General features: G+C 68.0%; 16 protein-coding genes. 12 read left to right on the top strand and 4 right to left on the bottom strand.

Annotation, left to right across the window (positions count from 1 at the left end; genetic code table 11):
* The first annotated feature begins 324 nt into the window (after positions 1 to 324).
* The 9 genes from HNP52_RS11495 to HNP52_RS11535 all read left to right on the top strand — a co-directional run bounded on the left by HNP52_RS11495 (position 325) and on the right by HNP52_RS11535 (position 8,318).
* Positions 325 to 927, top strand: coding sequence for a hypothetical protein (locus HNP52_RS11495; RefSeq protein ID WP_184166963.1), 603 nt, complete (start codon positions 325 to 327; stop codon positions 925 to 927).
* 120 nt (positions 928 to 1,047) lie between these two features.
* Positions 1,048 to 1,608, top strand: coding sequence for a hypothetical protein (locus HNP52_RS11500; protein ID WP_184166966.1), 561 nt, complete (start codon positions 1,048 to 1,050; stop codon positions 1,606 to 1,608).
* A gap of 67 nt (positions 1,609 to 1,675) precedes the next feature.
* Positions 1,676 to 2,227: a hypothetical protein gene (locus HNP52_RS11505; RefSeq protein WP_184166969.1), complete on the top strand. Its 552-nt coding sequence runs from the start codon at positions 1,676 to 1,678 to the stop codon at positions 2,225 to 2,227.
* A 40-nt stretch (positions 2,228 to 2,267) separates the two neighbouring features.
* On the top strand, positions 2,268 to 2,831 hold the full coding sequence (locus tag HNP52_RS11510) for a hypothetical protein (protein WP_184166972.1): 564 nt from the start codon (positions 2,268 to 2,270) through the stop codon (positions 2,829 to 2,831).
* Between the two features lie 13 nt (positions 2,832 to 2,844).
* Positions 2,845 to 3,429 (top strand): hypothetical protein, encoded by a 585-nt coding sequence (locus HNP52_RS11515; RefSeq protein ID WP_184166974.1) that lies wholly within the window; start codon positions 2,845 to 2,847, stop codon positions 3,427 to 3,429.
* The gene (locus HNP52_RS11520) at positions 3,426 to 3,992 is read left to right on the top strand and encodes a hypothetical protein (RefSeq protein ID WP_184166977.1); all 567 of its coding nucleotides are present in this window, start codon (positions 3,426 to 3,428) and stop codon (positions 3,990 to 3,992) included. Before HNP52_RS11515 ends, HNP52_RS11520 begins: the two co-directional genes overlap by 4 nt.
* A 30-nt stretch (positions 3,993 to 4,022) precedes the next feature.
* Positions 4,023 to 4,781: a molecular chaperone gene (locus HNP52_RS11525; RefSeq protein ID WP_184166980.1), complete on the top strand. Its 759-nt coding sequence runs from the start codon at positions 4,023 to 4,025 to the stop codon at positions 4,779 to 4,781.
* Complete coding sequence (locus tag HNP52_RS11530; protein ID WP_184166983.1) at positions 4,756 to 7,314, top strand: fimbrial biogenesis outer membrane usher protein; 2,559 nt, start codon at positions 4,756 to 4,758, stop codon at positions 7,312 to 7,314. Before HNP52_RS11525 ends, HNP52_RS11530 begins: the two co-directional genes overlap by 26 nt.
* Complete coding sequence (locus HNP52_RS11535) at positions 7,311 to 8,318, top strand: hypothetical protein (protein WP_184166986.1); 1,008 nt, start codon at positions 7,311 to 7,313, stop codon at positions 8,316 to 8,318. Before HNP52_RS11530 ends, HNP52_RS11535 begins: the two co-directional genes overlap by 4 nt.
* A gap of 16 nt (positions 8,319 to 8,334) precedes the next feature.
* Here HNP52_RS11535 and HNP52_RS11540 read toward each other — a convergent pair whose 3' ends face one another.
* The 4 genes from HNP52_RS11540 to HNP52_RS11555 all read right to left on the bottom strand — a co-directional run bounded on the left by HNP52_RS11540 (position 8,335) and on the right by HNP52_RS11555 (position 11,984).
* Positions 8,335 to 8,814 carry a hypothetical protein gene (locus HNP52_RS11540; protein WP_184166990.1) on the bottom strand — a complete coding sequence of 160 codons (480 nt, stop codon included), beginning with the start codon at positions 8,812 to 8,814 and terminating at the stop codon, positions 8,335 to 8,337.
* Between the two features lie 102 nt (positions 8,815 to 8,916).
* Positions 8,917 to 9,564, bottom strand: a complete 648-nt coding sequence (locus HNP52_RS11545; RefSeq protein WP_184166992.1) for a response regulator transcription factor — start codon at positions 9,562 to 9,564, stop codon at positions 8,917 to 8,919.
* On the bottom strand, positions 9,561 to 11,435 hold the full coding sequence (locus HNP52_RS11550) for a PAS domain S-box protein (protein WP_184166995.1): 1,875 nt from the start codon (positions 11,433 to 11,435) through the stop codon (positions 9,561 to 9,563). Before HNP52_RS11550 ends, HNP52_RS11545 begins: the two co-directional genes overlap by 4 nt.
* 159 nt (positions 11,436 to 11,594) lie before the next feature.
* Positions 11,595 to 11,984 (bottom strand): response regulator, encoded by a 390-nt coding sequence (locus HNP52_RS11555; protein WP_260396056.1) that lies wholly within the window; start codon positions 11,982 to 11,984, stop codon positions 11,595 to 11,597.
* Between the two features lie 334 nt (positions 11,985 to 12,318).
* Between HNP52_RS11555 and HNP52_RS11560 the strand changes: the two genes are divergently transcribed.
* From HNP52_RS11560 to HNP52_RS11570, 3 genes are all read left to right on the top strand, one after another.
* A complete protein-coding gene (locus tag HNP52_RS11560; RefSeq protein ID WP_184166998.1) occupies positions 12,319 to 13,143 on the top strand; it encodes a chromate resistance protein ChrB domain-containing protein in 825 nt (274 codons plus the stop codon).
* Entirely contained in the window at positions 13,140 to 14,540 is a 1,401-nt protein-coding gene (chrA, locus tag HNP52_RS11565; RefSeq protein ID WP_184167001.1) for a chromate efflux transporter, read from the top strand. Before HNP52_RS11560 ends, chrA begins: the two co-directional genes overlap by 4 nt.
* Positions 14,541 to 14,739: 199 nt before the next feature.
* Positions 14,740 to 24,756 carry an autotransporter-associated beta strand repeat-containing protein gene (locus HNP52_RS11570; protein WP_184167004.1) on the top strand — a complete coding sequence of 3,339 codons (10,017 nt, stop codon included), beginning with the start codon at positions 14,740 to 14,742 and terminating at the stop codon, positions 24,754 to 24,756.
* Positions 24,757 to 24,788 lie beyond the last annotated feature (32 nt).

A 24,788-nucleotide genomic window follows, 5' to 3' on the forward strand; every position in this document is an offset into this window, starting at 1 on the left:
GCCCGAGGACCGACACGATCCGCGCGGTTCGCAAGCCCGGGCACTGGACGACCCTTCTCCTCCGAAGGGCCGTCCAGAGAATGCGGATCACCTCGATCCGCGACGATTCTGGGTCCGGCAATGCTCCGAATCGAGACGATGCGCGGCCGGCGAAAGTTCGGACGAAAATAAAGCGAATGATATCAGATCATTGATCTGTGTATTATCGATGTAATACGCAATTACCGACATGTGGAAGACCACAAGTTCTACCTAACGGTTTGTTCACCATCCTTCTGAGCAAGGCGCGATGCCGAGAGTGTCGCGAACCAGAAGGGTGAGGACATGCGCACAAGGACGCATCTGGCATTCGCGGTCTGCATGGGGTGGGTCTCCGCCGCCTCTGCCCAAACAACCGCATATTCCCCCGATTCGGGCCGCACGCCCAATCAGATCGTCCTGTCGATCCCGGTCACGGCCTCAGTCGGCGGCCGATGCGGCTTCGGCACGGGCGGCACGCCGAGCGGCTCCTACAACCAGAATGATTTCGACGTGAACGGGCTGCAGCACGACTTCGCCTTCGTGCTCGATTGCACCGGCCCTTCGCGCGTCGCGGTAGTGTCGCAAAATGGCGGCCTGCTCACCACGGGAACCGCGCCGACCGGCTATACCGTTCGCGCGCCCTATGATGTGAGCCTGCATCTCGTCGCCAATGGCGGCGGGACGACGGCGGACGCCACCTGCGCCGCATCGACGCTGCCCACCGGCTCCACCTGCAGCTTCCTCGGCCCGGCAAGCACCGCGCAGGGGCTGCGCCTATCCGCCGCATCGACGCTGCAGGCAGGCTCGTACCTGCGCGTATCCGCCCCACCCTATGCCGGCGCATCGGCGCTGGTGAACGGTACCTATTCCGACGTCCTGACGGTGACGCTCAGCGCATCGCCCTGACGGCGACCTGCCGGTTCGGCCCGGCGGCCGGCGCCAGATACCCCGGGCTTCTACCCCAAGTGAAAAATGGCAGCCGCGCCGCTCCGGCCTGACCTGCCCGACTTCAAATAGGAGAGCATTATGAAGAAGCTTCTGTTCACCGCCCTTCTCGCCGGTTCGGCGCTGGCGGCGGTCCCGGCAGCCGCGCAGAGCGTGTCGGGCAATGTCACGGTGACCGGCACGGTCGCCGCCAAATGCACTTCCGCGGGCGGCCTGAACGGCAGCATCAACCTGGGCGAACTCGCCGTTGCCGACGGCAAGGTCAATCCGACCTTCTCGGCGAATGTGGGTGGCCTGAGCCGGTCGTTCACGGTCACCTGCACGAGTGCCAATCCGCAGATCTCGGTGGATGCCTCGGCCCTGGTCAACTCCGCGATCGTGACCCCGACCGCCGGCTATACCAACACGGTGCACTACACCGCGACGATGGTCGCCTCGAAAGCGGCCGGGGGCACGACCTCGGCGATCGACACCTCGAACGTCGCCGGCGCGACCACCGCGCTTGTCGGCGATCACCTGGCCAATGCGCCGAACAACATCGTCCTCACGGTCTCGAACGGCAACACCACCACCGCGACCGACATGCTGGAGGCCGGAAATTACTCGGGTGTGATCGCGCTCACCGTGAGCCCGTCCGCCTGACCCGTGCTGGGCGAGGGAGGCCGCCCCCTCTCCTCCCTCGTCCAGACATTTCTGCTGGAGAACGACCATGCGCATCTCTTTCCTGCTCGCCGTTCCGGCCGCGCTGGTCGCGACTCCGGCGCTGGCGCAGTCGACTGGCACGGTGAACGTGAACGGATCCGTCGCCGATCGCTGCCTCTTCACCGTCCCCTCCGCGGTCATCGCGCTCGGGGAGATCTCGCAGAGCGGCACCGGCGCGGCTGCCGGCAGGCTCGACACCGCCCGCGTCGACAACCAGTTCCGCGATCTGGTCGGCTGGTGCAACGGCACCGCGGCGACCATGACGGTCGAGGCGCAGCCGCTGCTCAACCTCGACTATGGCGGCCCCGCCATCTCCGGTTTCGACACCCGGGTCGACTATCTCGCCACGGCGGCGGCCAACAGCACCTCGACGACCGACAGTTCGCTGGCAGCGAGCCCGGGTCCGGGCGGCGCCGTCAATGTCGGGCTCTTCTCGGGCAACATCCGGGTGACGCTGTCCCAGTCCTCGACGCCGGGGAGCGGCCTGCTCGTCGCCGGCAATTATGGCGGCCAGGTGATCGTCACCCTCACGCCCAACTTCAGTGGCGGCGGAGACTGATCCCGCCAGGCACCTCACCCGACCGAATTGGGAGGCTAGCATGAACAAGCATATGGTTTTCCGCGCTGCCCTGACCGCCTCGATGGTCATCTGCGCGCCGGCATGGGCCCAGACCACGGGCACCACCTCCAGCGGTACGGTTACGGTGACCGGCACGGTACCCTCGCTCTGCTTCGGCGGGACGCTGACGGGCGGCAGTAACATCGATCTCGGCGTGCTCATCGACACGTCGACCGGATTGCTGCGCACCGACCTGCCGGCGCCGACCCGGACCCTGACCGGGGCGTTCTGCAGCACCCGCAGCGTGATCTCGGTCGAGGCGACGCCGCTATTGTCGCAGAACGCGACGGGCACGCCGCCGGCCGGCTTCTCGCGGACGGTGAACTACCGCGCCGCCGCCAGCGGCTGGACCCCGACATCCGCGGTCTTCACCACGGGCGCCGCCAGCAACCCGGCCGCCTCGCAGAACCGCGCCACCGCGTTCCAGAGCGACATCACCATCACGCTCGACAACTTCCTGACCGGCGGAGGCACCGGGCTGCGGCTCGTCTCCGATCCGCTGTATCGCGGCGCGGTCACGGTGACGCTGTCGGTGGCCGATTGAGGGAGTGCACGACATGCGCAGCCACCCCTTGTTCGCGATCGCGGTCCTGCTCCCGTTCCCCGCCGTCGCGCAGACGATCAGCGAGGTCCGGGCAATGGACGTGACCGGCCAGGTGCCAGGCACCTGCACGCTCGGCGCTCCGCGGCTGGGTGGCGCCCAGGCCAATTTCCGCGGGATCAACGGCAACAGCCTGCCGATCGATCAGCTGGTCGACGGGACGACATTGTCGACCCGCCCGGCATCGGCCGAGATCAGCTTCGACGCGGTCTGCGCGTTCCCGCACCTGCTGCGGGTGGAGAGCCAGAACAACGGGCTCTGGCGCACCAGCGAGCGGGTGGGCAACGCCCCGGAAGGGTTCGGCGACGCGGTCCCCTACCGCGCCACGCTCTACTGGGCATCGCAGACCCTCGCGTTGTTCGCCGATGCCCGGCTGCGCCGCATGGCCGAGACCAGCCTCTTCGTCAGCGAAACCGCGACCGGAACGCTGCAGCTCCGCCTCGAGATCGATGCCGGTGCCACCAATCACCGCGCAAACGCGCCGCTTGTCGCCGGCACCTATGGCGACACGCTGCGCATTACCCTGGAGCCGCAGCAATGAAGAGGATCCTGATCCCCGTCGCGCTGGCAATGCTTCCGGCAGCCGCCCTGGCCCAGAACCAGCCGCAGCCGGTCACCGGCCACCTCGACATCATCGGTGAAGCGCCGGCCGCCTGCCTGATGAAATCGCCCGCGGGCACCAGCGGCACCAATGCCAGCTTCGATCCGGTGTCGTCCGGTACCGGCCGCATCCGGATCGACCAGCTGGCGAGCCTGAACGATGCGACGCCCCTGGCGGCGGCGATCCGGGTCGAGCTGCCGGTCATCTGCAACGCGCCCCATCGCATCGTGCTGCGCAGCGGCAATGGCGGACTGCGGCGGGACGGCGCGGCGGTGGCGAGCGTCGCCCCCTTCCGCCAGCTGCTGCCCTATCGGCTGGGTGTCCGCTGGGGCGCCGACCAGGCCGAGCGCGGCACCGATGACGGCACGCCGATCACCATCGACGCAAGTAGCGCCCGCTCGGGCGACCTTGCGGTCCTTTTCACCCTCGCCAGCGGCGGCGCCCCCCTCGTGGCGGGCAACTACACCGACGAGATCGTCCTGGAGATCCAGGTCGCCGACTGACGCACCCCACGCATACCGGGAGGAAAACAGATGAAGAAATGGGTCCGTGGTCTCGCTCTTGGTCCGGCACTGGCCGCCGCCATGCTCGCGAGCAGTCCGCTGGTACAGGCGGAAACGGTGCAACCGGTCGTCGTCGACCTGACGCCCACCGGCAGCGGAATGAGCCAGACGATCACGGTGGAGAACACCTTCACCCAGCCGCTTCCGGTGGAGCTGCGCGTCGAGGAACTCACCTTCGACCAGGCCGGGCTTCACGGCACCGGCAAGGACTCCGGCGACCTGCTGATCTTCCCGCCCCAGGCGATCATCCAGCCCGGCCAGACCCAGTCCTTCCGCGTGCAATATATCGGCGACCCCGCCCTTGCCCGCAGCAAGCACTATTACGTCACCGTCGCCCAGCTGCCGGTGCAGCTGCCCCAGGGCCAGTCCGCCATCCAGATCCTGTACAACTTCCAGGTGCTGGTGAGCGTGAAGCCGGCCGGCGCCAAGCCCGAACTCAAGATCGCCAAGAGCGAAGTCGCGCTCGACGAAAAGGGGCAGGCGATCGCCGCGATCACCCTGACCAACGACAGCCCCGCCCATGGCTATCTCTCCAAGGGCCGGCTGCGGATCGTCGAGCGCGATCGCAGCGGCAAGGAAGTGTTCCGTCGCACGCTCGCCGGGCCCGAGATCCAGCAGACCGTAGGCTTCGGCCTGGTCGGCGCGGGTCAGACCCGCCGGCTGCTCATCCCCATCCAGCTCCCCACCAGTGAAGGCACGATCGATGCCCAATTCACGCCCGAGGGCTAGGCGCCCCCTGCGCTGGTTCGCCATCGTCCTGATGGCGGGCTGCGCGCCCATCATCCTCTCACCGGCGGCCCACGCCAATGAGGATGGGCCCAAACAGACCAGCCAGGAGCAGGAGCGCCACATCGTCCTGCCCAAGCCCGCGACCAGCGGCGAGCCGCAAGCCCGGATCAACACGACGGGCAAGGCGATAACGCTGACGGTCGCCGCCAAGGACGGCCCGGTCTATCTTGGTGACATCGTCGTCACCATCCAGCCGGATGACTCGATCGAGTTCTCGTCGCGGCGGCTGATGGACCTGCTTTCCAACGTGCTCGACCCCGACGTGCTGCGCAATCTGCAGGCGAGCTTCGCAGGCAAGACCGCGCTGGGGCCGGACGCGTTCCAGGCATCCGGTATCCAGATCCGCTACGATCCGCAGCAGCTGGCGATCGCGCTGGACATCGCCAGCGAGCGTCGCGCCACGCGCACCGTGATGGTGAGCCCGCTGGATCGCGATCGGATCGGCACCTATGTCAAACCCGCCGAATTCAGCGCCTATCTCAATATCCGCGGCAACGTGGATTATCTGTGGAGCGGCCCGGACAAGGGCGTGCAATCGCCGGTGCTGTTCCTGGACGGCGCAATGCGGGCGCTCGGCGCCGTGCTCGAGAGCCAGGCCGTCTGGCAGCCGGGCAGCAACGCCACCGACTTCCAGCGGCTCGGTACCCGCCTCGTCTATGACGATCCCAAGCGGCTGGTCCGCTGGACGCTGGGCGACCTGCAGCCGGTCACGCGCGGCTTCCAGTCGGTCCCCGATATCGCCGGCCTGTCGGTCTTCCGCTCGTACAGCGTGCTGCAACCGCAGGAGATCGTCCGTCCGCGCGGCGATCGCAGCTTCCAGCTCACCCGCCCGTCGACCGTCGAAGTCTATGTCAACGGCGAGCTCGTCCGGCGGCTCCAGCTCGCCCCGGGTACCTATAACCTGCGCGACTTCCCGTTCACCCAGGGCGCGAACGACGTGCGCCTGTCGATCCTCGACGATGCCGGGCGCAGCGAGATCCTGCGGTTCAACGTCTTCCTCGACCAGTCGCAACTGGCATCGGGCCTGAGCGAGTTCGGCCTGTATGCGGGCGTGATGGCGCCGCTCGAGGCGCACGGCCCCAACTACACCAGCAAGCCCGCGGTCTCCGCCTTCTTCCGGCACGGCATGAGCGACGCGCTCACCCTTGGAGCCAATATCCAGGCGGACAGCCGGGTTGTGATGGGCGGCGTCGAGGCGGTGTGGGGCACGAAGCTCGGCACCTTCTCCGGCAGCCTCTCGCTGTCGCAGATCGACGGCATCGGCCACGGCCGCGCCGCGCTGGCAACCTTCCAGCGGCTGATCCAGCGTCCCAATGGCCGCTCGGACTCGATCACGCTCTTCTTCGAAAGCCGCAGCAGGAATTTCGGGCCGATCGGCACGGTGATCCCGCGCAACCCCTTCAGCTGGGAAGCAGGCGGCGGTTATTCGCACACCTTCACCGACTATCTCTACGGCGGCATCGACGGGCGGTACTCCCGCGGACGCGACAGCCAGCGCGACCTGTACACGGCGCGCGCCACCATGGGCTGGCGGATCAATGATCGCCTGACCCTGACCGGCGACCTGCGCTACGAGCGCGACAATGTCCGCAAGGGGCTGGGCGGACTGCTCAGCCTGACCCTGCGCCTCGGCCGCTATTCCAACTTCCGTGCCGACTATGACACGCGGACCGAACGGGCACGCCTGTCGTACAACATGATGCACGGCCAGGGCGTCGGCTCCTATAACATCGCGGCCGATATCGAGCGCGACAGGAATGGTGCGGGCGTCAGCGTCGCCGGCAATTATGTGGGCAACCGCGCCGATCTCGGCTTCAGCCATTTCGGCACGTTCGACGACGATTTCGGCCGCTCCACCGGGCAGCGGACTTCGTTCCGCTTCGGCACCGCGATCGCGCTCGCCGACGGCGCGCTCACCATCGGCCGGCCGATCTATGACAGCTTCGCGGTGGTCAAGGGCCATGAGAGCCTGAAGGGCGCCAATATCCGCGTCGATCCGACCGAGTTCGGCTACACCGCCTCGACCGGCGCGCTCGGCACCGCCCTGCAACCGAGCCTCAGCTCCTATGCGGAGCGCACGGTCAAGATCGACTCGCCGAACGCACCCGCCGGATATGATCTTGGCCAGGGCGCCTATCGCCTCTTCCCGCCCTATCGCAGCGGATATCGGCTGGAAGTCGGCTCGGGCTACAACCTGACGGCAATGGGCCGGATGACCGATCGCAACGGCGATCCCGTTTCGCTGGTCACCGGCAAGGCAACCGAGCTGGCGCATCCGGAACGCGAGCCCGTGGTGGTGTTCACCAACCGGGAGGGACGCTTCGCCGCCACCGGCCTCGCCGCCGGGCGCTGGCGGATCGACATGCTCGACACCGAAAAGAGCAGCTACGTCATTGATATTGCGGAGAAGGCCGAAGGCGTAGTCCGCCTTGGCGAGCTCACGCCTGCAGCTAAGGACGGAACCAAGCCATGAGCAAGAAGATACCGCTGCTCGCAGCTATCTGCGGCGTCCTGAGCGTCGCCGGGGCCGCGCCAGCCTGGGCGCAGGGCAAGGGAACCTGCGGTGTGTCCGGCCAGGCACTGGCCTCGCCGACAATCACCTATGACCCCTTCTCGCCCACCGGGCTGACCCAGGTGACGATCCCGCTGATCCTGACCCGCTTCGGAACCGGCGCGGCGAAGACCCAGACGGTCAACTTCGTGCTGACCAAGCCGGTGGGCACCCCCAACTACCAGATCCTCTACAATGGCACGAGCATCCTCTACACAGAGGGCAACACCATGGGGCACCCGACGATCAACTCGCAGTCGGCGGGTGAGATCAACTACAATTTCGGTGGCGCCTCGCAGCCCGACCAGTCGACGCCGTTCAACCTGGTCGTCACGGTGCCGGCGAATGTCGATCTGTCGGCTGGACTGCCGATCGACTTCGACATCCTCTATGTCTGCAACGGCACCGGCGGCATGGCGGATGTGGTCACGCCGACCAAGCTGTCGAGCGCGATCCATATCAACGTCAATGTGCTGAGTGCGCTGCAGGCAAGCTACGCGGGCCCCGCGCTCGATTTCGGGGAAGTCGGAGACAAGACCGATGCCGATGTGACGAGCACGCCGATCATCCGCACCGGCTATGTCCGGGTCGCAAGTTCGGGTCCCTATTCCATCGATGTCACATCGCAGAATGGGTATCGGCTGACCTTCCCGGGCGGCAACCCGGCGAATGCGACCCAGTCGATGGGATATTCGGCGACCTTTGTCGGGCAGACGCGCAACCCGTCCAATACGACCCCGATCACGCGGACCTGCACCCGCGCCGGCCTGGCCGGATCGCCGCCGAACCAGGGCATTCTGCTGCCGGTCGATGTACGCCTGCTGCAAGGGGGGCAGACGCGAACGCCCGCCCCCAATTATCAGGACATATTGACCGTCACCATCTCCCCGCTGGCCGCGGGTACGCCGGGAACGATCTGCTCCTGATCCAGCCTGGGCTGGATCAGAGCGCCGTGACGCGGATCGACAGCGTGCCGTTGGCCTGACCGTTCTCGGTGACCAGCGACACCTTGTGCGCCGCGATGCCCGGCTGCGCGGCACCCGAGATGACCGTCGAACCGGCGTCCGAGAGGCGCACGGCATTGCCGTCGATCATCAGGGTCGCGCCAGCCAGCTCGGGCGAGTGATCGACCGTCACCTGATAGCCATTCGCGCTGTTGCAGAATTCGTGCAGCGTGCCGAGATCGACCTGGTTGCCGTTCGACGCCGCAACCGAGTTGTCGAGGTTCGCGCGGCAGACCACCGGCACATAGCCGCTGACCGTCAGCCGGTAGCCGTCCTGCGACGGATCGGCAAAGGCCGCCGGCGTCGCCGCGATCAGTGCGCCGAAAGCGGCCGCTGCGCCAACCCGGCGCACGAAGGAAGAAACGCTGTTGTTGTACTGCATGTTGAAGAACTCCCGCCAGAACGGTTCTTTCTTCAACGAAAGCGGTTGATGTCCGGTTAAACCCGGCCTCCGTAACCCGACGCATCGGGTGCGTAACGGCGTAATTCTGCGGGTTTCGGGAGGAGTGTGGCTGGATTGCTACGCTCTCGGCGCCACGGAAAGCACTGGCCGCCCCTGGCCCATTCCGGCCGCGAAGGCAATGCGCAACGCTTCGGACAGGCTGCGCGCATGCAGCTTGGCCATGATGTTGGCGCGGTGCACCTCGACGGTGCGGCAGCTTATGCCGAGGTCGAACGCGATCGTCTTGTTGGGCAGCCCCTGCGCCAGCCGCTCGAGCACCTCGCGCTCGCGGCAGCTCAGGATACCGAGCACCACGCCGGCCTCGGCGACCCGGGCACTGATGTCCTTGCCTGCCGTGATCCGGTCGAAAGCCCGGCCGATCGCGTCCAGAAGCGCATCGGTGTCGAAGGGCTTCTCGAGGAAATCGACTGCGCCCGCCTTCATCGCCTTCACCGCAACCGACACGTCGCCATGGCCGGTCAGCACGATGACAGGCATCGTCACGCCGCGCGCGCCGAGCTGCTGCTGCACCTCGATGCCGTCCATTTCAGGCATGCGGATATCAAGCAGGATGCAGCCGGGCTCCACGTGGCGAACCTCTTTCAGGAAGGCGATGCCGGACGACCATACGCGAACCGCATAGCCGGAGGCGCTCAGGAAGAACTTGGCGCCGCGGCGCACGCTTTCTTCGTCATCGATGACATGGACCAACGGTTTGTCGCTCATTCCAGAGACTCCGCATCGGCATGAACAAGGGTGAAATGAAAACGGGCGCCGTCGCCGCTGTCCGGCTCCAGCCAGATGCGTCCGCCATTGGCTTCGACGATCGTCCGGCAGATCGACAGCCCCAGCCCCATTCCACTGCTCTTGGTGCTGTGGAAGGCGCGGAACAGATTCTCGGCGATCCCCGGCGGAACCCCGGGTCCGGTATCGGCGACGCTGACGCGGACAAAGCCGGGATCGTCGGGCGCGGTCGATATGGTAAGCGAGCGCCGGGGCGCCCCGATCATCGCCTCGATGGCATTGCGCATGAGATTGATCAGAACCTGCTGGATCTGGATGCGGTCGACGAGGACGCTGTCCACCGACAGGTCCAGCCGGAAGCTCGCCTCCACGCCCCTTTCTCGCGCGCCGATCAGCGCCAGCTCGGAAGCGTCCTCGACCAGCGCGGAAAGCGCCTCGATCGACTTCTCGACCTCACCGCGCGCCACGAACTCGCGCAGCCGCCGTACGATGCTGCCGGCCCGAAGCGCTTCCTCGAACGCTTCGTCCAGGCCCTCCTCGATCGTCTCCCGGTCCTCGGCATTGCCGTCACGCAGCATGTTCCGGGCACCGCGCACGAAGGTGACCACGGCGGTTATCGGCTGGTTCAATTCATGGGCCAGCGTGGATGCCATGGTACCCATCGCGCTCACGCGTGCGGCATGGACCAGCTCGGAACGCAGCGCCTCGATCCGCTCCTCGTCCGCAACCTTCTCGGTAAGGTCGCGGATGAAGCCGATGAAGACGCGGCCGCCCTCGGACGTGGCCTCGCCGACCGACAGGTCCATCGGGAAGGTCGTACCGTCGTGGCGCTGCCCCAGCACGATCCCGCCGACCCCGATCATCCGGGCCTCGCCCGTCTCGAGATATCGCCGAAGATAGTCGTCGTGCCGATCGCGGTCCGGGGCCGGCATCAGCCGGCTGACATTGGAACCGACGACATCGGCCTCGCACACGCCGAACAGTTTCTCCGCCGCGGCGCTGAACGACAGGATCTTGCCCGTCTCGTTGATCACCACCATCGCATCGGGCACCGCCGCCAGGATGGAGCGGAACTGCGCCGCGCTCGCCTGGAGATGCCGTTCCGCCGCGCGTTGCTCGGTCACGTCGCGAACGACCTTGGCAAAGCCCCGCAGCGCGCCTTGCTCGTCATAGAGCGGCGTAAGCATGGTGTGGGCAAGGAACTCCGAGCCGTTCTTGCGAACGCACCAGTCTTCCTCCTCCAGGCACCCCTCGGCGCGGGCGCGATCGAGGTCATGCTGCGGCTTGTCGAGCGCCAGCGCCGTGTCGGGATAGAAGATCGAACAGTGCCTGCCGACGACTTCGCGCTCGCTCCAACCCTTCAGCCGTTCGGCCGCCTTGTTCCAGATCGTTATCCGCCCATCCGGATCGAGCATGTAGATGCCATATCCCTCGGCACCGTCGATCAGCAGGTTCAGCGTCTCCGCCAGATCATGCGCGCGATTTGCCCGGCGTTCCGCCACCTGCTCGCTGGCGCGCAACCGCCATTGCAGGCGCATGATATAGGATACGACGAGGATGATGACCGAGCAGGCGAACAGGAAGACGACTCGCTCGAGAATGGCGGCCTCGCCGCTTGCCCAGCCCATCAGGGCAACCGCCGCCACCGATGCGAGGGCGGCTGCCAAGGCGGGCCCTGAGCCGGCAAAGGCCCCGGTGACGAGCACCGCCACCGCATAGAGCAGATAATGTCCGTGACCGCTCAGCCAGGGCTCGAGGGCCCAGCGCAGAAGCGTGGCGACTACGACCGAGCCTACCGCCAGACCATAGGCGGCAGCGAGGTCGCGCGCCGATGTGCGTGGGGCACCGGCCACCGCAATCTCCGCCGCTGAAGCACCCGAGCCACACCCGATAGTGGGTTCCCTCGTTCAGCGGGTCGGATGTCGATAGCACGAAAGAAATTGGTCGGAAATGGTTTGGAAACCATCCGGACACACCAAATCGCGCGACCGATGCCGCGAAATGGGACGCAGTTAGACTATCGGCTCGGCGACTCGGGCTAGTTCCTCGAGCAGTACGTCATCGCGAAACGGCTTGGGCAGCACTTCGACGAAACCGGCGGAGATCGCTTCGCTTCGCAGGCTTTCGGAAAAATGCGCGGTGATCAGCACCGCAACGCCGTCCCAGCCCCTCTCCTGGAGCGTGCGGAGGGATTCGATACCGTCACAGTAGGGCATCGAATAATCGACCACGAGATGTGTTGCCTCGACCGATACGGGATCGGCGAGCGCGGCGGCGGCGCTGGCGAAGGCGATGACCTGATATCCCGCGCCCTGGAGCATGAGCTGCAGCCCCCGGCGCACCGAGGCATCATCCTCGATCAGGAGCAGCGGCGGCATGTTCTTCTTCCGCGACGACGTCATTACAACCTGCGCCTAGCTAGCGGGTTCGACACTGCAACGGGCTTCGCGCGATTCCCGCGCCCGGTTACCATATCAGCCTTCGGGGAGGTGGCGAACAGGGCAATGCACCAAACCGGTCCCGATACGCCACACGAGCCTAAGGCGAGCACCGAACATATGGCGATTGGTAGTCTTACTTACACGTGCCCCTCCGCCTCGATCCGTCCCGCCCAACCCTCGCGCCGCCGCTTGACAGCGCCAGCCCGCTGGGCTCTTTTCGAGCCATGGGGAACGCGATCTCCCCACGAGGCGTCAGCCGAAGCATCGCGTCCTGTTCCGCAATGAAGGACGCCCCATGCCCACGCCCAACAGCATAGCCGCTGACAAGCTGTCACGCCTGATCGGCACCGCCGCCGCCCCAATGCTCCTCGACCTGCGCGAGGATCGCGGCACCACGCTGATACCCGCCTCCCTCCCCGTCCCCGCCGGCGCGATCGGAGAATGGACCGCCCGCCTGACCGGCCGCGCCGCAATCATCATCGACGAGGACGGCACGCGCACCGCGCCCGGCCTGGCCGCCTGGCTGCGCAGCGACGGGATCGATGCCGAAATCCTGGAGGGCGGTTTCGCCGCCTGGCAGGCCGCCACCCTGCCCCTGCTCGCGACCGAGCGGCTCCCGGGGCGCGACGCCCAGGGCCGGACGCTCTGGGTCACCCGCGCGCGGCCCAAGGTCGACCGCATCGCCTGCCCCTGGCTGATCCGGCGCTTCGTCGACCCCGCCGCACGCTTCCTGTTCGTCGCCCCCGGCGACGTGATCGAGACCGCCCGGCGCTTCGACGCCGCCGCCTTCGACGTGGCGCATGACGACGTGTTCTGGAGCCATCGCGGCGAGCGCTGCACCTTCGACCTGATGGTCGAGACCTTCGGCCTCACGGCCTTCCCCGCACTCGAACATCTGGCGACGATCGTGCGCGGCGCCGACACCGCCCGGCCCGACATCGTGCCCGAGGCAGCCGGCCTGCTCGCCCTCTCGCTTGGCCTCTCCCGCGTCCATGCCGACGACCTGGAGCAGCTCGAGGCCGGCATGCCGATCTACGACGCGCTCTACCGCTGGTGCCGCGACGCGCGATCGGAAACGCACGACTGGACCTCGCACAAGCCGCGCGCGGTGCAGGCATGAGCGCGGCGGCTCTCGACGGGGCCGCAGCCCCGGCCCGACCTGCTCCCGTCACGCTTGGTCAGGCCTTCTGGGTGTGGCTGCGGATCGCAGCGCTCTCCTTTGGCGGACCGGCCGGGCAGATCGCGGTGATGCACCGCATCCTGGTCGAGGAGAAACGCTGGATCGGCGAGCAGCGATTTCTGCACGCGCTCAACTATTGCATGCTGCTGCCCGGCCCCGAGGCGCAGCAGCTCGCCACCTATATCGGCTGGCTGCTGCACAAGACGAAGGGCGGCGTGATCGCCGGCACGCTTTTCGTGCTGCCGGGCATGGTCTCGATCATGGCGCTGAGCTGGATCTATGTCCTGTACGGCAAGCTCGGCTTCGTCGCGGCGCTGTTCTTCGGATTGAAGGCCGCAGTGCTGGCGGTGGTGCTCCAGGCGGTCGTCCGGATCGGCGGACGGGCGCTGCGCAGCGGCGCGTCACGGGCGCTGGCGGCCGCCGCCTTCGTCCTGATCTTCTTCCTGGGCGTGCCCTTCCCGCTCATCATCCTCGCCGCCGGCCTGATCGGCTGGTGGACCGGGCGCAGCGGTTCGAATGCGTTCAAGGGCGGCGGGCATGGCGGGCCGAAAGGAGGTGCCGTGGTCGCGGATGCCGATACCCTGCTGGGCGAGGAACTGCCGGCACACGCCCATGCCTCGTGGCGCGAAACGTCGCGAACGGTGGTGACCTGCCTGCTGCTATGGCTGGTGCCGGTCGCCGCGCTGGTGCTGCTGCTCGGGCCGACCAACACCTTCTCCAGCATCGCGATCTTCTTCTCGAAGATGGCGGTGGCAACGTTCGGCGGCGCCTATGCGGTGCTCGCCTATGTCGCGCAGCAGGCAGTGGAGGAATATCACTGGCTCACCCCGGGCGAGATGCTCGACGGGCTCGGCATGGCCGAGACCACGCCGGGGCCGCTGATCATGGTGCTGCAGTTCGTCGGCTTCCTCGGCGCCTATCGCACACCGGGCATGCTCTCTCCGCTGCTCGCCGGCACGCTGGGCGGGCTGCTCGCGACCTGGGTGACCTTCCTGCCCTGCTTCCTGTGGATCTTCCTGGGGGCGCCCTATATCGAGCGGCTGCGCGGCAACGCGGCCGTATCGGGCGCGCTTTCGGCGATCACGGCGGCGGTGGTGGGCGTGGTGCTCAACCTTGCCATCTGGTTCGCGATCCACACGCTGTTCCGCCAGACGCTGCCGGTCGAGCTTGGGCCGATCCGCTTCGCCGCACCCGTGGCCGCGAGCATCGATCTGTGGGCGCTGGTGCTGGCCGGTGCGGCGATCGTGGCGGTGTTCGTGCTGCGGGCCGGCGTCATCGTGACGCTGGCGGCTACATCGGCGGCGGGCATCGCGCTGCACCTGCTCGGGCTGCTCTGACTTCTGCCCGGAAAATCAAGGACGTCGCGAAAACCCGCACCGCAAATGTGACGCCAAGCCGTCCAAGATGTGCGCGTGGTTCCAATAACTTGAGCGCCGTGCCGGCCATGGGTGCGGCACGGCGCCCTCGACTCACCCCCATATGGCGTATTGACTCCTGTTCGCCGTGGGTAATGGCTCCCTGAAAGGGGGAATTTTCATGGCCAGCAGCATCGAGTCGTCCGGGATCCTGAGCATCGCGGGGCGGAAATCGCACAAGGGCGTCCGTCCGGGACGCTATCGCAGCGCGACGGCGCTGGCCGGCGGCCTGGCCGCGACCATCCTCCTCGCGGTGCCCGCGATGGCGCAGGATACGCGCGGCGGCGGCGGCGGCCAGGGCAACAGCGCGCCTGGACCAATCGGTGGCACCAGCAGCAGCACCGGCGCGGGCGGTGCCGGCGCAGGCACCAGCGAAAGCTATGAGGGCGCCGCCGGCGGCGGTGCCGGCGTGACCGGCGGAAATGGCGGCAACGCTTCGGATGGCGGCCTGGGTGGCGCAGGCGGCGCCACCGCCGGCGCAGCGGGCGGCGACGGCGTGGGTGGCGGCATCGGAAGCCGCGCGAGCGGCGGCGGCGGCGGCGCGCATGGCGCCTATCTTTCCGGCGCACCAGGCTCGGCAGTGAGCGGCGGCAAGGGCGGCGCGGGCGGCACCTCGAGCGATGGCGACGGCGGCGGCGGCGGTGCGGGCGGCTATGGCGCGGTGGCGACCGGTACCGGCACGATATTCTTCAACTATGCGATCACCGGCGGCAATGGCGGCGATGGCGGCGGCGGCTATTTCTATGGCGGCAGCGGCGGTGATGGCGGCTATGGCCTGGTGTTCACCGGCACCGGCGCCACCGCCTCGATCAGTGGCGCGATCACCGGCGGCAATGGCGGCGTGCGCGGTGGCTTCTCGGCCGCCGGCTGCTGCGCGGTCGGCCAGAACGGTGCGGGCGGAATCGGCCTGGTCGGCAGCGATGTGGCCATTGTCCTTCATGCCACGATCAGTGGCGGCCTCAATGGTAACGGCGTTACGCGCGCGCTTGCGATGCGACTGGGCGGGGTCAACCAGATCGCGCTCGCCAGCGGCTGGGGCCTGGTCGGCGGCATCGAGATCGCAGGGACCAGCCTGGAATTCGTGCAGGGCAACAACCAGACGCTGTCGAACGACATTTCCGGTGTCGGCAAGCTGATCAAGAGCAGCATCGGCAACCTGACGCTGAGCGGCAACAACAGCTATGCCGGCGGCACCGAAATCCGCGGCGGCACGCTGACGATGGGCAATGGCGGCACCACCGGCGTGCTCGGCAGCGGGCTGGTCAGCATTTCCAGCGGCGCCGAGCTGGCCTTCAACCGCTCCGACAACATCACCGTCGCCCACCAGATCACCGGCGACGGCCAGTTGCGCAAGCTCGGCACGAACACGCTGACGCTCGGCAACAGCGGGAACAATTATACGGGCGGGACGATCGTCGACGCCGGCACGCTGGCGCTCAACAACGCCACGGCGGCCGGCACGGGCACGATCTGGCTCCGCGACGGCACCACGCTTCGCAATCTGGTGACGAGCGGCACGCCCTATTACGCCAATGCGATCCGGATCGACGCCGGCGAGAGCGCGACCATCAACGGCAACACAAGCGCCGGCGCCGCTTTCAACGGCGCGGTCACCGGCGGCGGCGACCTGACGATCTCCGGCCTGGTCGCGCTGCTCAACACCAACAGCTACGGCGCGACCACGATCGACAGCAACTCGCAGCTGCGGGTGGGGGTCACGACTTCGGGAACGCTGGGCAGCGGCAACGTCACCAATAACGGCCTGCTGGTATTCGGACGGTCGGACACGGTGACCGTCTCGAACGAAATCAGCGGTTCCGGAGACGTGCGGAAGACCAATGGCGGCACGGCGATCCTGACCGGCGACAACAGCTATCTGGGCACCACCACCATCACCAGCGGCACCCTCCAGGTCGGCGATGGCGGCACCACCGGCTCGCTTGGATCCGGCAATGTCTCCAATTCCGGCAACCTGGTCTTCAACCGGGCCGATGACATCACCGTCGCCAACGCTATCGGCGGCACCGGCACCCTGACCAAGCTGGGCGCCGGCATGCTGACCCTGAGCGGCAACAGCAACTATCTCGGCAACACCACGATCAGCGCGGGCACGCTGCTGCTTGGCAGCGCCAATGCCTTTGGCAACGGCAGCATCCTGCTCGACGGCGGCACGCTCGATGTCGGCGATATCGCCTTCAACCTCGCCCGCCTGGGCAGCGGCAACGGCACGATCGCCGCTTCCGGCACCGGCAGCCTGAATGTCGGCGCCGGCCAGACGGTAACGTTCGGCAGCACGGGCAATTCGATCGACTCCGATGTCATGCTGACGATCGACCCGAGCGGCACGCTGACGCTGCTCGGCAACAACGCACTGACCGGCGGCATCACCCTGGCCGGCCGGCTGGTGATCGGCGAAAGCGGCGCGGCCGGCGGCGCCGGCAATACGATCTTCACCGCCGGATCGGTGATCAGCTATGCCGACGGCGTCGACAATGGCACGGCGATCGGGCTCGGCTCCGACACCACCCAGTTCGAAGTACTCGGCGCCGATGTCGCCACCCAGAGCGGCGCGATCTACGAGGACCTGCAGAGCCGCGGCTTCGAGAAGATCGGCGCGGGCACGCTGATCCTGACCGCAGCCAACAGCTATACCGGCACGACCCTGGTCTCCGCCGGCACGCTGGGCCTGGGCGACGACTTCGCGGCGGGCACCGGCTCGATCGAGCTGGCCAGCGGGACCACCCTGCTCAACGCCGGCAGCTGTGGCTGCGGGCTGGCGCTGGCCAATGCCATAAACGTCATCACCACGGCGACGATCGACAGCGGCGGCGGCCAGACCTATCTCGACGGCCCGCTGACCGGCGGCGGTATCCGCTTCGCCGACAGCAGCGGCGGCGGCACCATCACCCTGACCGCGGACAACAGCTATGGCGACACCGTGGTGGGCACGCTGGCGACGCTGGTCGTCGGCGAAGGCGGCACCACCGGCACGCTCGGCACCGGCAGCATCACGGTCGAGGACCTGGCGATGCTGGCGTTCGACCGATCGGACACGGTCACGCTGGCGGCGGAGGTTTCGGGCGACGGCCTGATCGGCCAGTTCGGCAGCGGCACGCTGATCCTGACCGGCAACAACAGCAATGCCGGCGGCACGGTGATCCTCAATCCCGACGGCATCCTGCAGGTGGGCGATGGCGGCACCAGCGGCGCGCTGGGCGCCGGCACGGTCTTCAACATGGGCCAGCTGGTGTTCAACCGCTCCGACGACATCACCGTCGCGCAGGAGATCGCCGGCGACGGGCGGATCACCAAGCTGGGCGCGAACACGCTGACGCTGAGCGGCGACAATCTCAACGGCAGCTACGGGCCGTTCGCGGGCACCGTCTCGGTCCAGGGCGGCACGCTGGCGATCACCCAGTTCGCGCTGGGCGCCAGCGAGCTGCTCGAGATCGACAATGGCGCGCAGGTGAAGCTGCTCGAGGACAGCTATGCCGGCAGCATGGCGATCCTCTCGGGCGGTGGCACGATCGATACCGGCGCCTATACGCTCGAGGCGTTCGGCGGGGTGGATTTCCAGGGCGAGCTGACCAAGACCGGCTCGGGCACGCTGCTGCTCGTCGACTTCCCGGAGGAAGGCACCGGCAGCGGCGGGATCAACGTCATCGCCGGTACGCTCGGGCTGGGCAGCGACTTCGCGGCGGGCACCGGCACGATCAAGCTGGCCGACGGCACGACGCTGCTGAGCTGCGGCTGCGGGCTGCTGACGGTGGGCAATGCGATCCAGGTCGCGCCTGGCGGCACCGCGACGATCAGCGGCGACGGCGGCGACATCGACCTGACCGGCGCGATCAGCGGCGGCGATGTCAGCTTCAGCGCGGGCAGCAGCCCGGGCGCCGCGAGCACCTTCACGCTGACCAACGCGAACAGCTATGGCGCCACCCGGATCGGCGCCAATGTCGAGCTGGTGCTGGCGGGCGGCACGCTGGGCACCGGCGACCTCGTCTTCGACGCGGCGCCTTCGGATCCGGGCTCGCCGGCTAAGGTCCGCTTCGAGAACAGCAGCGACTATGGCTTCGGCGGCAGGATCGTCGGCAGCGGGATCGTCGACATCGATCCGGACGCGGCGGCGAAGGTGACGCTGACCGGCTCGAACAGCGCGGCGGAGAACTTCACCGGGACGCTGAACCTGCTCCAGGGCACGCTGGTGCTGAACGGCGCTATCGGCGACATGGTCGGCAACAGCGCCACGCTCAGCATCGCCGGCGGCACGCTGGGGGGCAGCGGCAGCTTCCATGGCAGCGTGGACATCGACAATGCCGCGCTCAACCCCGGCAACAGCCCGGGCACGCTGGCGATCGCCGGCAATCTGACGCTCGGCGCGGGCACGATCCTCAACTTCGAGCTCGGCGCGCCGGGCACGGTCGGCGGGGCGAGCAACGACCTCGTCACCGTCGGCGGCAACCTGCGGCTCGACGGCACGCTCAACGTCGCCGCCTGGGGCGCGGGCTATGGGCCGGGCTATTACCGGCTGTTCAACTATGGCGGCAACCTGGACGACCAGGGGCTGGACATCGGCACGATCGCCGGCGGCCTCGCCCCGCAGCTCCTGACCAATATCGGCGGCCAGGTGAACATCCGCCTGGGCGGGGCACAGGCCATCCAGTACTGGGACGGCGCCGACATGGGCTCGACCACCGGCGTGGCGGGCGGCACCGGCGACTGGAAGGGCGCGAACACCAACTGGACCGGCCCGACCGGCTTCGCGATCAACGACGCCTGGCAGGGCCAGGTCGGCGTGTTCGGCGGCGCGGCGGGCGGCACGGTCACCGTCTTCGGCACCCCGTCCTTCGAGGAACTGCGCTTCGTCACCGACGGCTATGTGCTGCGCCCCTCCGACGCGAGCGCGCGGCTGAACACCACTGGCGGCTTCTCGATCATCGACGTCGCGAGCGGCGTCACCGCCGATATCGGCGTGGTGATCCAGGGCAATGCGGGCCTCGACAAGACCGGCACCGGCACGCTGATCCTCTCGGCGGCCAACAGCTATGAAGGCGCGACCGATGTCGCGGCGGGCACGCTGCGGCTGGGCGCCAACAACGCGATCGCCCAGCAATCCGCGCTCAACGTCCAGTCGGGCGCGACGCTCGACCTGGCCGGCTTCGACACCAAGTCCGGATCGATCGCCGGCGCGGGCGCGATCCTGCTAGGCGGCGGCCAGCTCGAGACGGGCTACGACAACAGCTCGACCATCTTCAGCGGCACGATGACGGGCGCCGACGGCAGCGAATCCACCCTCATCAAGAATGGCATCGGCACGCTGACCGTAAGCGGCACCGTGGCGCTGGGCAACGGCGGAGGCGCCCTGAAGTCCTTCACCCAGATCAATGCCGGCACACTCCAGATCACCGGCACCGGCAATTTCGGCGTTGACCAGGTCCAGAACCTCGCGACGGTCGAGAACAGCGGCATGATCAATGCCCATGCTACCCTGCAGAACTTCGGCACGGTGACCAATGGCGCCGTCGGAACGATCAACGGTACCACCCAGAATTTCGGCACTGTCGACAATTACGGCACGATGGGTCCGCTGATCTCGCTGGGCGGCACGGCCACCAACTACGCCACCGGCACCATCAACGGCGCGGTCCAGAACTTCGCCAGCTTCACCAGCGCCGGCATCATCAACGGCGACCTCAGCAACTTCGGGACGATGCAGCTCGAAGGCCAGCTGAACGGAGCGCTGCTCAATCTGGGCACCGGCGCCAGCGCAACGCTGACCGCGGCGGTTACCGGCATCACCCGTTACGAGGGCGGGACCAGCGCCACCTTCGACCTCGCCGGCATCGATACCCAGGTCGGCGGCCTTGCCGGCACCGGCGAGATCGACCTCGGCAGCGGCCGCCTGACGGTGGACGGCGGCAACGGCAACTGGAGCTTCGAAGGCGCGATCAACGGCAGCGGCGGTCTGACCAAGACCGGCACCGGCACGCTGACGCTGGGCGGCGCAAGCAACTATGGCGGCACGACGTCGATCAGCGGCGGCACGCTCTCGCTGTCGGGCACGATCGGCAGCGGCGCGATTTCGAACAATGCCACGCTGGACCTCAGCGGGGCGACCGACCGCGTCTTCGCCAACAGCATCACCGGCACCGGCAAGCTGACCAAGAACGACAGTGGCGTGGTGACGCTGACGGGCGCCAGCGCCTATGGCGGCGGTACCCAGGTTCTCGGCGGTACGATCGGCTTCAACAACGGCCAGTCGCTCGGCGGCGGCGGCGTCGAATTGTCCGACGGCACCGCGCTGCGCAACGTCCAGGCGGGCGCCGTGACGCTGGCGAATAGCATCGCCATCGTCTCCGGGACCGCGACGCTTGAGGGTGTGGGCGGATCGAGCACGGTACTGGGCGGGCCGATCACCGGCGGCAATGTCAGCTTCGGGGTATCGGGCGCGGGCAGCGCCAGCTTCACGCTGACCGGTACCAACAGCCATGCCGGCACCCAGATCGGCGCAGGCGCCACGGTGAACCTGGCCAGCGGGACGCTCGGCACCGGCAACCTCGTCCTGGCCGACAGCAGCGCGACGATCAACTTCACCAACGGCGCGAACTACAGCTATGCCGGCGTGATCTCGGGCAACGGGCATATCGGCGTTAACACCGCCGGCGGCGCCTCGGTAACTCTCTCCGGCTCGAACGCGGCGGGCAGCGACTTCACCGGCACGGTCTCCGTGGATGCCGGCAAACTGGTGCTCAATGGCGATTTCGGCGACGTGACGGGCAACACCGCCAGCCTGACGCTGAACGGCGGCACGCTGGGCGGCGGCGGCACCTTCCATGGCGACATGACCCTGGGAGCCGCCTCGCTGAATCCCGGCAACAGCCCGGGCACGCTCAGCATCGCCGGCAACCTGACCCTCGGCGCCGGCACCATCCTCAACTTCGAGCTGGGCGAAGCCGGTACCGTGGGCGGCGCCAATAACGACCTGGTCAATGTCGGCGGCAACCTGACGCTCGACGGCACGCTTAACGTCGCGGCGCTGACCGGGTTCGGCGAAGGCTATTACCGACTGTTCAACTATGGCGGCACGCTGACCGACAACGGCCTGCTCTTCGGCGCGCTGCCGGGCGGCTATAGCAGCACGCTGCTCACCAATATCGGCGGCCAGGTGAACATCCTGTTCGCCAGCAGCCCGCAGGCGATCCAATATTGGGATGGCAGCGACCTGACCGGCAGCTCCGCCGCGAGCGGAGGCAATGGCGGCGCGGGCGTGTGGAGCAGCACCAGCACCAACTGGACCGCGCCGACCGGCTATGGCGTCAACGACAGCTGGCACGGCCAGGTCGCGGTATTCGGCGGCACGGCCGGCGGCGCCGTCACTGTCCAGGGCAGCCAGGTCTTCCAGGAACTGCGCTTCACCACCGGCGGCTATACGATCAGCGGCGCGACGGCAGCCGCAGGGCTGGCGACGACCGGTGGCTTCTCGGTGATCGACGTCGCAACCGGGATCGGCGCCACGATCAACGCCACCATCTCCGGTACGGGCGGTCTGACCAAGACAGGCACCGGCACACTCAGCCTGGGCGGCGCAAACAGCTATGCCGGCGTCACCACCGTCTCCGCCGGCACCCTTATGCTGACCGCGGGCGGTTCGCTGGCCGGGGCGGTCCAGAACAATGCGACGTTCAACAACGCCGGCACCGTTGCGGGGGCCGTCACCAATACGGGCACACTGACCAACACCGGCACGCTATCGGGCGCGGTCCAGAACAACACGACGTTCAGCAATAGCGGCACGGTCGCCGGGCTCGTCACCAACGCCGGCACCCTGACCAGCACCGGCACACTCGCCGGTGGGCTGCTCAACAACGGCACCGCGACGCTGACGGGCACGATCGGCACCGGCATCGTCAACAACGGCACGATCAGCCTGAGCGGCACGACCTCGATCGCGGCGCTGCAGCAGGCCGCCGCGGGCAGCTTCAACCTGGCCGGCTTTGGCACATCGGTCGGCACGCTGACCGGTTCGGGCGCGATCACCCTGGGCAGCGGCACGCTCAGCATCGGCGCGGGCAACGGCAACTCGTCCTTCGCCGGCACGATCGCGGGCGCGGGCAGCCTGGCCAAGACCGGCACCGGCACGCTCGTCCTCACCGGCGCCGCGACGCAGACGGGCGGCACGACGATCTCGGGCGGCACGCTGCAGATCGGCAATGGCGGCACCACCGGCTCGCTTGCCGGCGCGATCACCAACAACGGCGTGCTCGCGATCAGCCGCAGCGACGCGGTGACGCTGGCCAATGTGATGTCGGGCACCGGCGGCTTCGTCCAGGCGGGCAGCGGCACCACCACCCTTACCGGGGCCAACAGCTATAGCGGCGGCACGCTCGTCTCGGCCGGCCGGCTGCGCGGCGATGTCGCCTCGCTCCAGGGCGCGATCCGGATCGACGGCGCGCTCGAGTTCGCCCAGACCGGTGCCGGCACCTATGCCGGCAGCCTGTCCGGCGCGGGGCTGTTCGAGAAGACCGGCACCGGCACGCTGACGCTTACCGGCAACAGCGCGACCTTTAGCGGCGCGAGCAATGTGCTGGCCGGCACGCTGGCGGTGAACGGACTGCTCACCCGCTCGCTCGTCACCGTCTCCAGCGGCGCCACGCTGGTTGGCACCGGCACGGTCGGCGGCATCACGGTGCAGAGCGGCGGCACGCTGGCGCCGGGCAACGGGGTCGGCACGCTCAACGTCGCGGGCAATGTGCTGTTCCAGGCCGGCTCGCTCTTCGCGGCCGAAGTCCAGGCGAGCGGTGCCGACAAGGTGCAGGCGACGGGCACCGCCCAGCTCGGCGGCACACTGCAGGTGCTCAACCTGGGCGGCAGCTATGCGATCAACAGCACCTATGTGCTGCTTCATGCCGATGCCGGCGTCAGCGGCACCTTCGCGGTGACCAACTTGGCCAGCTTCGGCCTCGCCTACCGCCCGAAGATTATCTACACCGCCAACGAGGTGCAGCTGTTCCTCGCGGCCAACCAGCTTTCCGCGGTGCTCGGCACCGGCGTGGCGCTGACCTACAACCAGGCGAGCGCGATCAGCCGGCTCGATGCCGCGGTCGTCTCCGGCGGTTATGATCCGTCGGCGCTCAGCGCGCTCTACAGCCTCGCCCCCGCGGCGATCCCCGCCGCGCTCGACCAACTCTCCGGCGAGATCTACGCCGATGCGACGCGCGCCGCGCTCGAGGACGAGCGGGTGGTGCGCGAGGCGGTGCTCGGGCGGCTCGGCGAAGCCGCCGATACTGGGCTCGCCGGCACGGGCAGCTGGGGCCAGGTGATCGGCAGCTGGGGTGGTGTCGACAGCGACGGCAATGCCGCCGGCTATGACGTGGATCGCACCGGCATGATGATGGGCATCGACAATGGCGCGGAGACCGACACCGGATCGTGGCGCGCCGGCGTGATGGGCCATTATACCCGCATCACCCTGCCCGCCGACGCGCGCGGCAGCCGCGCGACGATCGATCGCACCGGCGGCGGTGTCTATGCCGGCGTCGCGGTGAACAACTGGCGGATCCGCGCCGGCGCCTCGCTGTCGCTGCTCGACATGAAGGCGCGGCGCGCGATCGCCGTGCCCGGCCTGACCACCAGCGAGCGCGGCAAGGCGCGCGGCGTGATGCTGCAGAGCTTCGCCGAGATCAGCTACCGCATCGATGCCGGCGGGAAGGCGTTCGTCGAGCCCTATCTGGCGGGCAGCGCGACGCGGGTGACCTTCGGGCAGTTCGCCGAAAGCAGCGGCCCGGTGGCGCTGCTGGTCCATGACCAGAAGAGCGTGCTCGGCATCGGCGAGCTGGGCCTGCGCGGCGAGACCGCGCTGGTGGGTGGCGACAAGGGCAGCGTGCGACTGGGCGGCAATATCGGCCTGCGCACCGCATTCGGCGACCGCGCGCCCGATCCGGCGATCGCGCTGGCGGCGGCACCCAGCCTGGCGTTCAACATCCGCTCGGCGGAGATCGATCGCTTCTCCGCGGTGGCGAACCTGAACCTGACCGTCGATGTCAACGACAAGCTCAGCCTGCGGCTCGGCTATAGCGGCGTGCAGGGAGCGGGCGTGCATGAGCATGGCGGCCGCGCCACGCTGAGCCTCAGGTTCTGAGGCTTGCCGGTTGGCGCCGGCGCGGGACGGTC

Origin of the sequence: Sphingomonas kyeonggiensis (genome assembly GCF_014204495.1) — a bacterium.
GTDB lineage: Bacteria > Pseudomonadota > Alphaproteobacteria > Sphingomonadales > Sphingomonadaceae > Sphingomonas > Sphingomonas kyeonggiensis_A.

What these genes read in the sequence shown, in the direction of transcription:
- HNP52_RS11505 (WP_184166969.1), top strand. Translation starts at nt 1,676, where the DNA reads ATGCGCATCTCTTTCCTGCTCGCCGTTCCGGCCGCGCTGGTCGCGACT.
- HNP52_RS11545 (WP_184166992.1), bottom strand. Translation starts at nt 9,564, where the DNA reads ATGAGCGACAAACCGTTGGTCCATGTCATCGATGACGAAGAAAGCGTG.
- HNP52_RS11570 (WP_184167004.1), top strand. Translation starts at nt 14,740, where the DNA reads ATGGCCAGCAGCATCGAGTCGTCCGGGATCCTGAGCATCGCGGGGCGG.
- chrA (WP_184167001.1), top strand. Translation starts at nt 13,140, where the DNA reads ATGAGCGCGGCGGCTCTCGACGGGGCCGCAGCCCCGGCCCGACCTGCT.
- HNP52_RS11500 (WP_184166966.1), top strand. Translation starts at nt 1,048, where the DNA reads ATGAAGAAGCTTCTGTTCACCGCCCTTCTCGCCGGTTCGGCGCTGGCG.
- HNP52_RS11530 (WP_184166983.1), top strand. Translation starts at nt 4,756, where the DNA reads ATGCCCAATTCACGCCCGAGGGCTAGGCGCCCCCTGCGCTGGTTCGCC.
- HNP52_RS11520 (WP_184166977.1), top strand. Translation starts at nt 3,426, where the DNA reads ATGAAGAGGATCCTGATCCCCGTCGCGCTGGCAATGCTTCCGGCAGCC.
- HNP52_RS11515 (WP_184166974.1), top strand. Translation starts at nt 2,845, where the DNA reads ATGCGCAGCCACCCCTTGTTCGCGATCGCGGTCCTGCTCCCGTTCCCC.
- HNP52_RS11555 (WP_260396056.1), bottom strand. Translation starts at nt 11,984, where the DNA reads ATGACGTCGTCGCGGAAGAAGAACATGCCGCCGCTGCTCCTGATCGAG.
- HNP52_RS11535 (WP_184166986.1), top strand. Translation starts at nt 7,311, where the DNA reads ATGAGCAAGAAGATACCGCTGCTCGCAGCTATCTGCGGCGTCCTGAGC.
- HNP52_RS11495 (WP_184166963.1), top strand. Translation starts at nt 325, where the DNA reads ATGCGCACAAGGACGCATCTGGCATTCGCGGTCTGCATGGGGTGGGTC.
- HNP52_RS11510 (WP_184166972.1), top strand. Translation starts at nt 2,268, where the DNA reads ATGAACAAGCATATGGTTTTCCGCGCTGCCCTGACCGCCTCGATGGTC.
- HNP52_RS11560 (WP_184166998.1), top strand. Translation starts at nt 12,319, where the DNA reads ATGCCCACGCCCAACAGCATAGCCGCTGACAAGCTGTCACGCCTGATC.
- HNP52_RS11525 (WP_184166980.1), top strand. Translation starts at nt 4,023, where the DNA reads ATGAAGAAATGGGTCCGTGGTCTCGCTCTTGGTCCGGCACTGGCCGCC.